This is a genomic window from Roseofilum sp. SBFL, assembly GCF_017746885.1.
GTDB lineage: Bacteria > Cyanobacteriota > Cyanobacteriia > Cyanobacteriales > Desertifilaceae > Roseofilum.
Window position 1 is genome coordinate 38909 of record NZ_JAGHZH010000178.1, and the last position, 11056, is coordinate 49964.

At 46.9% G+C, this 11056-nt stretch carries 12 protein-coding genes; 5 read left to right on the top strand and 7 right to left on the bottom strand.

Annotation, left to right across the window (positions count from 1 at the left end; translation table 11 throughout):
* Positions 1–64: 64 nt before the first annotated feature.
* From J7545_RS19525 to J7545_RS19535, 3 genes are all read right to left on the bottom strand, one after another.
* Positions 65–286: a PEP-CTERM sorting domain-containing protein gene (locus J7545_RS19525; RefSeq protein ID WP_318698746.1), complete on the bottom strand. Its 222-nt coding sequence runs from the start codon at positions 284–286 to the stop codon at positions 65–67.
* Positions 287–375: 89 nt separating this feature from the next.
* The gene (locus J7545_RS19530; protein WP_318698745.1) at positions 376–2631 is read right to left on the bottom strand and encodes a heavy metal translocating P-type ATPase; all 2256 of its coding nucleotides are present in this window, start codon (positions 2629–2631) and stop codon (positions 376–378) included.
* Between the two features lie 24 nt (positions 2632–2655).
* The gene (locus J7545_RS19535; RefSeq protein ID WP_318698744.1) at positions 2656–2979 is read right to left on the bottom strand and encodes an ATP-binding protein; all 324 of its coding nucleotides are present in this window, start codon (positions 2977–2979) and stop codon (positions 2656–2658) included.
* A 132-nt stretch (positions 2980–3111) separates the two neighbouring features.
* On the opposite strand from J7545_RS19535, the gene J7545_RS19540 reads away from it, so the two are divergent.
* Together J7545_RS19540 and J7545_RS19545 are read left to right on the top strand one after the other, a co-directional pair.
* Positions 3112–4695, top strand: a complete 1584-nt coding sequence (locus J7545_RS19540; protein WP_318698743.1) for an NADH-quinone oxidoreductase subunit M — start codon at positions 3112–3114, stop codon at positions 4693–4695.
* Positions 4673–5800 (top strand): CO2 hydration protein, encoded by a 1128-nt coding sequence (locus tag J7545_RS19545; RefSeq protein WP_318698742.1) that lies wholly within the window; start codon positions 4673–4675, stop codon positions 5798–5800. Before J7545_RS19540 ends, J7545_RS19545 begins: the two co-directional genes overlap by 23 nt.
* Before the next feature lie 64 nt (positions 5801–5864).
* Here the strand turns inward: J7545_RS19545 and J7545_RS19550 are convergent, their stop codons facing one another.
* Together J7545_RS19550 and J7545_RS19555 are read right to left on the bottom strand one after the other, a co-directional pair.
* A complete protein-coding gene (locus J7545_RS19550; RefSeq protein ID WP_318698741.1) occupies positions 5865–6434 on the bottom strand; it encodes a hypothetical protein in 570 nt (189 codons plus the stop codon).
* 328 nt (positions 6435–6762) lie between these two features.
* Positions 6763–6888 carry a hypothetical protein gene (locus tag J7545_RS19555; protein WP_318720031.1) on the bottom strand — a complete coding sequence of 42 codons (126 nt, stop codon included), beginning with the start codon at positions 6886–6888 and terminating at the stop codon, positions 6763–6765.
* A 136-nt stretch (positions 6889–7024) separates the two neighbouring features.
* Between J7545_RS19555 and J7545_RS19560 the strand changes: the two genes are divergently transcribed.
* The 3 genes from J7545_RS19560 (at position 7025) to minC (ending at position 9389) form a co-directional block, all read left to right on the top strand.
* Complete coding sequence (locus J7545_RS19560; RefSeq protein WP_318698740.1) at positions 7025–7951, top strand: LysR family transcriptional regulator; 927 nt, start codon at positions 7025–7027, stop codon at positions 7949–7951.
* Between the two features lie 258 nt (positions 7952–8209).
* Positions 8210–8380, top strand: coding sequence for an ATP-binding protein (locus J7545_RS24210; RefSeq protein ID WP_413039296.1), 171 nt, complete (start codon positions 8210–8212; stop codon positions 8378–8380).
* 49 nt (positions 8381–8429) lie between these two features.
* Complete coding sequence (gene minC / locus J7545_RS19565; protein ID WP_318698739.1) at positions 8430–9389, top strand: septum site-determining protein MinC; 960 nt, start codon at positions 8430–8432, stop codon at positions 9387–9389.
* A gap of 141 nt (positions 9390–9530) precedes the next feature.
* Here minC and J7545_RS19570 read toward each other — a convergent pair whose 3' ends face one another.
* A complete protein-coding gene (locus J7545_RS19570) occupies positions 9531–10211 on the bottom strand; it encodes a GNAT family N-acetyltransferase (RefSeq protein WP_318698738.1) in 681 nt (226 codons plus the stop codon).
* A gap of 88 nt (positions 10212–10299) precedes the next feature.
* Positions 10300–10881, bottom strand: a complete 582-nt coding sequence (locus tag J7545_RS19575) for a TetR/AcrR family transcriptional regulator (RefSeq protein ID WP_318720033.1) — start codon at positions 10879–10881, stop codon at positions 10300–10302.
* Between the last annotated feature and the right edge of the window lie 175 nt (positions 10882–11056).

Genomic DNA, 11056 nt, shown 5'->3' on the forward strand with positions numbered 1-11056 from the left:
AGGGTTGTAGGGGCATTTCATGTCGCGAAGCGAAACAGCCAGAGAGCTACTACAGTTATGAACCTTAGCGCCCCTTGAATAGAGAACCAAACGCACCAACGCCTAAAAGTGCCAAAACTGCCGAAGGTTCGGGGATTTTTCCCAGATCGCAGGCAGAACTTATCCCGGTAACGGCAGTTTGACACTCATCTGGTTTCCAACTAGTGGAAATATCATTAGGTGAAACGGCTACCTGGTTATTGAGCAAATCTGAACTGTAGAACACTCCATTATTGAATTTCTCCATAACTATTAAATCCCTTTGGCTCTTTTAGTCTTTGAGATACAGCACTTTGTGCTGTTATGGAGTACACTATTCCCTAGTACAAAGCACTATCAATGGGGTTGAAATTTTTGTAAGCGCAGAGCGTTGGTAACAACAGAAACGGAACTTAACGCCATCGCTCCCCCGGCAATAATGGGATTGAGTAACCAACCGAAGAAAGGATATAAAATACCGGCGGCAATGGGGATGGAGGCGGTGTTATAAATAAAGGCGAAAAATAGGTTTTGGCGGATATTGTTTAGGGTGGCATGGCTGAGTTGAATGGCGGTGATGATGCCTTGTAAGTCGCCAGAAATTAAGGTGATGTCGCTGGCAGCGATCGCCACATCGGTTCCTGTACCAATGGCTATGCCGACATCGGCTTGCGCTAAGGCAGGGGCATCATTGATACCATCGCCAACCATGGCGACTAATTTACCGTTTTGTTGCAATTGGCGCACTGTATCGGCTTTGCGATCGGGGCGCACTTGGGCGACAATCTGGGTAATACCAACTTGTGAGGCGATCGCCTCTGCTGTCTTCTGATTATCTCCTGTGAGCATCACTACGTCTAACCCCATGCGCTGTAGGCGTTTAACTACAGTTTCTGAAGAGGGTTTGAGGGCATCGGCGATCGCCAATATTGCTTCCACCTGTCCATCCACTGCCATCCAAATTACCGTTTTTCCGGTACTCTCCCACGGCTCCTGATACTCGCTCAATGGCACACCCTGAGACGTTTTCACCGCCAGATCGACCCCACACTCTTCCATCCATCGCCGAGTTCCCAGTTGGATGAGGCGATTGCTAATATAACCTTGCACGCCACAGCCAGGAACTGCCTGAAACTGCTCCGGATCGCTAAAACCCTTTTTAATACCCTGACGTTGGCAATAGTCCACTACAGCCTGTCCTAGGGGATGCTCAGAGGATTTTTCCAAGCTTGCTGCCAGGTGCAAAAGTTTCAATTCATTGCCGTGGGCAGTTCCCAGAACGGTGATATAGTCCGTAACCGTGGGTTTCCCTTCTGTCAGGGTTCCCGTTTTATCTAAAACAATGGTTTGCACCTGATGGGCAAGTTGCAAGCTTTCGGCTCCTTTGATCAGAATTCCCTGTTGTGCCCCTTTCCCGGTTCCCACCATCACCGAGGTTGGCGTGGCTAACCCCAAAGCGCAGGGACAGGCAATGACTAAAACACTGACGGTGGTTACCATGGCTAGGGTGAGGTTGCCTGTCAACAGTATCCAGGTGAGAAAGGTGAGGACGGCTATGGCTAAAACCGCAGGCACAAACCAGGATGTGACGCGATCGGCTAATTTCTGAATGGGCGCTTTAGAACTTTGGGCATCTTTCACCAACTGGATAATCTGCGCTAAAACGGTATCTTTGCCTACGCGGGTGGCTCCCATCTGAAAACTACCCATTTGATTGATCGTTGCGCCAATAACTTCATCACCGGGCTGTTTATCCACTGCGATACTTTCCCCAGTAACCATGGATTCATCAACCGTTGAGGAACCCTGAATGACTCTACCATCGACGGGAATTTTTTCGCCCGGACGGATGAAGAGGCGATCGCCCACTTGCACCTCGGTTAAGGGAATTTCCTGCTCTTCCCCATCCCGCATTACTCGTGCTGTTTTCGGTTGTAAACCTATCAGAGCGTGAATGGCTGATGAAGTTTTCGATCTGGCTTGATGCTCCAGCATTCTTCCCCATAAAATCAGGGTAATAATCACAACAGCAGCTTCATAATATACATCTGCACTCAAGCCTTGAACTTCAAAAAATCCAGGAAATAGCGTCGGAAACAAAGAATAGCAATAGGCTGAACCCGTCCCCAAAGCCACCAAACTATTCATATCCGCGCTCTTGTGTTGAAAGGCTTTCCAGGCTCCGACAAAAAACGAACGACCACACCAAACCATGACCGGAGTTGACACCATCCATTGCAACCAAGGATTATGGAGCCAATGGGGCCAACCCGGTATCGAAAGTCCAGTCATCATCGGGAAAGAACCCACCACTAACAGAACTGAAACCGCTCCCCCTAGCCACAGTTTTTGTTGTAACTGTTGTAGCTCTAGATCGGAGTGTGCTTCTCTCTCTTCCTCTGAAGGAAGATTGGCTTGATATCCTGCATCTGCAGCTACTTGTTGAATCCGATCTAAACTAACAGCACGAGGATTATATTGAACGGTTGCTTCCCTGAGGGCAAAATTAACAGAACAGTTCGTAACCCCTGATATGCCTTGAATCAGGTTTTCAACCCGTTGGGCACAACCGGCACATGACATGCCTTCTACTTGTAGCGTTTGCTGTTGCATAACCTTCACCCTCTAATCTATTGCCTAGAGTGTAAACACTCCACCCAACTGGAGAGTCAAGGGGTGGGTTGATGGAGTATAGTGTTGAATTCTCTCTCGCCATGTACCACAACCGATCGCCAAGCCTAAGCCGAAAGCTCCAGCGCGATGGGTGCGAGCTTTGTCTAATCTCCACAGGAGATCGAAGATTAACGGCAAGTGTTCGAGGGCAATACCAATACCAGTATCTTGGATAGAAACAGCGATCGCATCCTCTTTTTGCTTGAGGGAAACCGTGATGGTGCGGTCTGCAGGGGTATAGTTTAAGGCGTTTTCGAGAAGATTGGCAAATAAGCGTTGTATTGACACTCCCCAGTCTAAAGGCACTTACTCTGAGCATCAAACAATCTGACTGAAGTCTGTTGCGATCGCCCATGATTTGATAGGCTAAATAAACAATCAACCCTTGCAAACCTCAATCATATCAATTTAGGATCGTCAATGCTCAGTGTTTTGATCTGGGGCCCGGTTTTAGGTGCAGCAGCGATCGCCTTCTGGCCCGCTGAAATCAAACCTGAAACCATACGCAAACTGGCCATTGCCCTCGGCCTTTTCCTATTGGGTTGGACAGTGGCGATCGCTCTCCAATTTAATCCCCATCAGTCCCAACTGCAATTGACAGAATTCGTACCTTGGTTAGAAGCCCTAGGCCTAACCTACCATCTGGGCATTGATGGCCTATCCTTTCCCCTCATCTTACTCCACAGCTTATTAACATTCGTCTCCATTGCAAGCAGCGATCGTCAAATCCAACGGCCTAGGCTCTATTATGCCCTGCTATTGCTGCTTAACTCCTGCGTTTCTGGAGCCTTCTGTTCCCAAGATTATCTCCTGTTCTTCCTCTTCTATGAACTCGAACTGATTCCCCTCTATCTCCTGATCGCCATCTGGGGTGGAAAGCGCCGAGGATATGCCGCAACTAAATTTTTAATGTATACCGCCGTTTCCGGTATTGCCCTCTTGGCTTCATTCCTGGGCATCACCTGGTTAAGCGGAGCCAGTACGTTTAGCTATGACCCGGCGATCGCTCAAACCCTACCTTTGGGAACCCAACTGATCCTCCTTGGGGGTCTCCTGCTCGCTTTTGGCATTAAAATTCCCCTGGTTCCCTTCCACACCTGGCTTCCCGATGCTCACGTCGAAGCCTCTGCTCCCATCTCCGTTCTCCTCGCTGGCGTATTGCTGAAACTGGGAACCTACGGACTGCTCAAGTTCGGCCTCCTCCTGCTTCCTGATGCTTGGAGTCTCCTCGCTCCTGGCCTAGCAGTTTGGGCTGCTGTTAGCGCCATTTATGGAGCCTTGAGTGCGATCGCCCAGACCGATATGAAAAAAATGGTCGCTTTCAGCTCCGTCGCCCATATGGGCTATATATTGCTCGCTGGTGCAACGGCAACCTCCCTCAGTTTCCTAGCGGCGATCGTGCAAATGGTTAGCCATGGTTTGATTTCTGCTGTTCTCTTTCTAGTCGTGGGAGTCGTCTACAAAAAAACCGGAACCCGCGATCTCAATATCTTAAAAGGACTCCTGAACCCAGAGCGCGGACTACCCCTCATTGGCAGCTTAATGATTATGGGAGTGATGGCCAGCGCCGGAATTCCCGGTATGATTGGGTTTGTCTCCGAATTTCTCGTCTTTTGGAGTAGTTTTCCCACCTTCCCCATACCCACCCTCACCTGTATGGTGGGAACCGGCTTAACTGCTGTTTATTACCTCCTCTTAGTGAATCGTACTTTCTTTGGCCGCCTTTCCGAAGTCGTGCAAAACCTACCCCCAGTGCAGTGGTCAGATCGCATTCCGGCGATCGCCCTAACCCTCTTGATCGTCTTCTTCGGTCTCTTTCCCAGTACCCTCGTCCAGTGGAGCGAAGCCACCAGTACGGCCATGTTTCCGAGTAACACCATTTTGAGTGGGCAAGACACGGGGGCACGGAGACACGGGGACACGGAGAATTCTGCATTATTCCCCTATTACCCATTACCTATTACCTATTACCCATTACCCCATGATCGCCCTTTCCCCCTCTAAACATCCCCTTGCCTCCTACATTGAACGTCTAGAAGCCGGTGGTGAATTGCTACCCCACTCTCAAGAAAATCTTCTGGAAGTAGTGGGTATTCTCAAAAGCTATGGAGTCGTTCTGGATGCCTATTCCAAAAACCTGATTTATATGGCTCAGGAACAGTTTTTAGTCCTCTTCCCCTTCTTTAAGTACTTTAATGGGGAAATAACTCTGCAAAAACTGCTCAAACATTGGTGGCACGATCGCATTAATTATGAATATGCCGAATATGTCATGCGCGTGATGCTCTGGCATGGCGGTGGAGAAATGGATACCTATCTCGATAGCCCCACCTTTGCCCAATATGCAGAACAGGCGATCGCGGCTAAAATTAAATACAACCCAGGGGTGCAACTACTCCATAAACTCTTTCCCGACTTTCTCCCCGAACAAGTACGGCAAATGGTCTATACCAGTGCCCTAGGTCAGTTTTGGCGCGTCATGAGTGATATGTTTATCGACCTCTCAGACCGCTACGATTGCCAAGAGATCCAATCTATTCCCCAAGTCGTCGAGCATGTTCTCGCGGGTTTAGTCGCTGCCGCCAATACCCCCATCACCTACACAGTAACCATTAGCGGTAAACCCTACGACCTCATTCCCCCTTCCCAAAACTTCAAATTCTTAATGGAAACTGCCGTTCCCTACGTCGATACCATCTTCTTTCGCGGCACGCCCTTCCTCGGAACTGTTTCTTACAACGCCCAAGCTAGACAAATTCCAGGAAAACAAGCGGAATTTAACTATGGAGCACTTTACGCTGACCCCCTCCCCACCGGAGGTGCAGGCATTCCCCCTACTTTACTAATGCACGATATGCGTCATTTTCTCCCCGATTATTTACACGACTTTTATCAACGCAGTCGTCGCGGCGAAGATGACCTGTTAGTGAAAATTTGTGTTAGTTTCCAGAAGTCCATGTACTGCGTTACCACAGCAGCCATTAAGGGATTAACTCCCTATCCCCTCGACACCCCCGATCCAGAGCAAAAACAGGCCAACCGAGCTTATTTTGAATCCTGGATGGATCGCTTTTTTACCTCTCGCCTGCTAGAGGTCAATCAAGGCTAGGAAATCGGCGTAGTGCCCTGACGCTGTGTTCACAGCACTACGAGATTGGAGATCGCTATTCAGGTCAGTCAATTGCATAGGTGTTATAAAAGCTTAGCCTGGGCAATTGAATGCCTGAACAGGCTGCCGGATCTAAGCTTGCCCAATTAATCATGATGTAATTTTTTTTATTTGATTGTTCTTTACTAAGACTATCTCTAATATACAAAACCTCATTAGCATATTCCGTCATTTGGTAATAAAAAAATCCCAAGGCAATGTTTTTAGAAATCAGTACAATCACTGCTAGAGTTTTCCAGAATGCAAAAAGATTTAAGAAGAAAAGACATGCAACAATGAATCCAAGTGGTGCGTAATTGACTGTATCAGTATCAACACTATGGTATCTATCACCATTATGCTCATGATTTTTTATAAATCGATAAAGTCCTTTGGCAAGTCGCTGGTAACAAATGAAATTCCAGAAAAAAGTATTAAAAACGGGGATAAATAGAAATCCAACTGCTTTAACTGGACTGGTACCTTTGACATAGCGACTTGGCAGCACTTGCCAAAGCCTGTAGTGAAGTATTGCTGTTAAGATAAGAGAAACTAGAGTAGCAAGGTTTAATAGTAGTTGAAAAAAGAAAAGCATTTGTGTAACAGAGGTATTTATAGTGGCTGCATTACTTTTTTACTTTTCCCAGAGTGATAGAAGAAGGCTATACCATTTCTTTATGAAGCTGCACTTCATAAAAGAAAATGAAGATATAATGGGTATGGTATGACTCTGACTGTTATTTAAATTGACTATAAGCCCCTGATCGCCACTACGGGAGCAGCAAGTACCAACAGGAGCGATCTCGCCATGGAATAAGTGGAGAAAGCCAAGTGATTCGCCTACGGGAGGCAAGCGCGATCGCAGTGACAAGTGTTTATTTCCCCCCTTGTGAACATGGGATGAAATAGTGAAAAAAAAGATGCTACGCCGTCGAACGTTTCAGCTCAAGAGGGAAATACTTTACTGCTGCCAAAATGGGGCGAACTGCAAAGCTAGGAATTTGGGTGTCCTGTGCCAACCTCTCCAACTGGCGATCGCCAGGTAGCATCCTCTTCGGAAGGGTTTCTTTCGCTCTTTCTGATCCTGATGATAGCGCAAGAATATCGATAGGGGTAATGCACTATTGATAATAAATATGATAGATTTATATCTATGAATAAAAATTTCTAATTGAGGAACAGGTTTTGAGGCAAGCTACTCTGCATCAATTAAAAGTGTTTGAAGCCGCAGCCCGTCACGGCAGCTTTACGCGGGCAGCAGAAGAGTTATATTTAACCCAGCCTACCATTTCCATGCAAGTAAAGCAATTAACGAAGGCTGTAGGAATGCCTTTATTTGAACAAATTGGTAAACGATTATATCTGACAGAGGCAGGTCAGGAACTTTTCGCGGCTTGTTGTGATGTTTTTGACCGCATATCCCAGTTGGAAATGACCATTTCTGACTTAAAGGGATTGAAACAAGGACAGCTTAAACTCAGTGTAATCACCACTGCCAAATATTTTGTTCCTCGCTTACTGGGGCCCTTTTGTCAACGCTATCCGGGTGTAGATTTTGCTCTTCAGGTGTTTAACCATGAAGGATTACTAGCCCGCATGTCCGAAAATCTCGACGATCTCTATATTCTCTCCCAAGTGCCGGAAAATTTAGATGTGGCAGCTCACCAGTTTCTGGAAAATCCCTTAGTTGTTTTAGCCCAGCGAGAACATCCCCTAGTAGGACAACAAAAGATTCCCATTGAGCGCTTATCTGGGGAACAGTTTATTATGCGGGAAGAGGGATCGGGAACTCGTCGTGCCGTTGAGAAACTGTTTAATGAGGAGAATATTAGCGTTAAAGTGAAACTGGAATTAGGCTCGAATGAAGCCATTAAACAGGCGATCGTGGGCGGTTTAGGTCTGTCGGTGCTATCCTTGCATACCTTAGCCCTAGAAGGCGCTACTGGAAAGCTGGCAATCCTTGATGTGGAGCATTTCCCCATTGAACGCAATTGGTTTGTCGTCTATCCCAATGGTAAACAGTTATCCGTGGTTGCAACAGCTTTCTTAGAATATCTGTTGGATGAAGGCAAAAAAGTGGCTGAAGAGACAGCGATGGAAAAGCTTCACTAAGGTCTGTTTTGGATTAGGGAAACATTAACCGGGTGATAGCCAGTTGTAATCGTTGGGAAGATGACAAAGGCGATCGCCTCACTTAACCTATCCCAAATTACTCTATGATTAACATCGATACTCTAGTATTGTTCTTTCTTTGCGTAGTTTCTCTCGGTTAGACGAAGCCCAGCACAAAGCGATCGATATTCATGCTAGCATGGGCATGACTCGAGAGACTTGGGCTAAAATATTAAATTTTTTTTTACAACCAAACCCATAGGAAAAGGAACGATGCTAGGGATGGCGATCGCTCACCAAATTGTGCTGGCAACCCATGGAGGAACTTTGAAAGTTGAGTCAGAACTTGGCAAAGGAACACAGTTCTGCATAGGCTTGCCTGTCAACAATTACCTGGGTGGACATGAGTTAAGTTTTGATAATGACTAGCACCGGGCGCTATATAATGCACTAAAAGCAATGCAAAATGCGATCGCTCATGCCTGAATCTTCTGTTTCCCCCGCTTCCTTAACTTTTGCTGTCAGCTTAGATGCGGCTCCTTCAGAGGAGACTCCGGATCAACCCGTTGATGCTGTGGCTTCAGAACTGCCTGCACCCCTCCCCGAAACTCCACAGCAAGAGGATCGATCTCTAGAGGGGGTTGCTGAGGGAAGCCAAGGTGCAGAATTTGACCCAGAGTCCCCCCCGGAACAGCGATCGCTCAAAGATATTCCGGTAAAGTTGAAATCCCAAGATACTCATTTTCAGTTGGTTTTACCCCCAGAGGGGGAATTAAGCTGTACTTGGACGGAGTTGTTTCAACAAATTCAGGTGTTGCTCAAAGGCAGCGATCGCCTGCGAGAATCGAATGTACCGGTTCATTTAATCGCCGAAGACCGTTTATTGGATATGCGCCAACTCCAGGCGATCGCCGATATTCTGAAACAATCTCAACTTCAATTAGAACAGGTGGAAACCCAACGCCGCCAAACTGCCGTAGCAGCCGCCACCTGTGGCTATTCGGTGCAACAAGTTACCCGCACCGATCCCCTCAAGTCGGCTCCCTCCCAACCCCTACAACTGCAAGAAGAACCCCTCTATTTACAGACGACGTTGCGATCGGGTGTGGAAATTCGCCATAAGGGAACTGTAATTATCCAAGGAGATGTTAATCCCGGAGCCTCCATTGTTGCCGATGGCGATATCCTGATTTGGGGAAGATTGCGAGGAGTTGCCCATGCGGGGGCGATCGGGAACCCAGAATGTGTGATTATGGCTTTAGATATGGAGCCAACTCAAGTTCGTATTGCCGGTCAAGTTGCCAGAGCGCCCCAACATTCCTTGCCTAAACCCTATCCAGAGGTTGCCTACGCCACCCCCGAAGGTATTCGTATTGCTGGAGCTATGGATTTTCAGAAAGTCCGTCAAGCTCTAGCCGATGAACAACCAGAAGTTTAATTAACTCTGTTCTCAGGTTGTTTGTAAGTGAGGCCTATTACCGGAGTTGTTATCCCAATCTAGAGCATATTGGCTTTGATATTTGGGTTGGATCGCATGTTTAGGATGTCTGCCGCGATCGCCATCATTGAAGTATGAGTCTCATTCGGATAAGCTTTGGGGATAGCGTTTCATTGACCAATACTGGCGATCGGCAAACATTCCTTGGTGAACTACTTCAAACCCATGCCGCTGATAGAACCGCACGGCTCCGGGAGTAGTTGTTTCTAAATAACAAGGCATCTTGGTGCGATCTAATTCTTCCAAGACTGGCTGAAGCAGCATTCCTCCAATTCCTTGTCCCTGGCATTTTGGCGAAACGCCTAGCATCCCTAAATACCAATGAGGTTCTGGAGAAAGCTGGTCGTGCATTTGAATCTCCATGTTTAAGAATGCCAAAAATTCCTGTATCCGACTCCAACGCATATACAATGGACTGATCATGAGTCCTGATGTTAGCACTTGCCAGAGCTGTGGCAGCGAAATGTGAAATGCTTCTGGAGGTAACCAAATGGCTACTCCTTTAGGATCGTCAGCAGTGGTATAAATGTGACCGTATAGCTGCGCGAAGTTGAGAAAGGATCGGCTAAAGTGCTGAAGCGCCCTTTTCTTGGCTGCGGTTTCTTCCGGCAAAAAGTAACCGATCATAGGATCTTGGCTGAATGCGGCTGCAAGATATTCTGATGCCATTGTAAAATCGGATGGTTTCAGAGGAACAATATTCGCATTCGCGATCGCTTTTGCCGGATTTTGAGTTGCGTCTTGCATTTGATGACCTTGCATGAAAAATCTCCTTAAAATTGGATTGAAACGATATGGAACTTCCCAGAATCAGCGAGTTGATTGACTTTTAGAAGTTGTCAATACTGACTTAATCGGTCGATGGAACAGAGCGCGTCATCGTTAATAAGGTTTCCACAACGCGATCGCGCATTTCTGCATTGGGTACAAGCATTTGAAAGACTTCTGAAAACCATAGTCCATCAATGGCTAACTGAATAATCCTCGCCTGTACTGGATCGAGTCCGTCGGCTTCAAGATGTTGATTAAATCGCTGTTCATAGGCAGCAAAATATTGCAATAGTTCAGGTGGTATTTCGACAAGGATGGATGATAAACGGGCGAACAATGCGAGGGATTCTTGACTTATTCGTTCCGTAGAACGGACATAAGCTCTGAGCCACTGTCCCGGCGTTCCCGGTGCATCATCTTGTTCAAACTCATGCTGTAGAGCGGCTTCAAAATTTTGTAGCAGTTGCTCGCCCAAATTAATAATCAATGCATTCTTATTCGGAAAGTGATAGAGCAATCCTCCTTTGCTAACTTCTGCTTGCCGAGCAACTGCATCCAGGGTTAATGCTTCCACACCCTTATTCAGGATGACTTGACTAGCAGCTTGCAAAATCTTTTCACGAGTTGCTGATCGCGCTTTTGACTTTTGATCGGCTGCCATAGCAATAGCCTCAAAACCGGGTGTGGACAATAAATGTAATTCACCTCAAGGGGTGACAAGGTAGTTCAAAGGTCGCTATAGCGACCTTTTTCGGTAGTATTTTGCTGAAAACCTCAACTCAATGGTCGCGATCGCATAACTATAGCATCAGGTTAGAGGGTTACTTGCCCAAAAA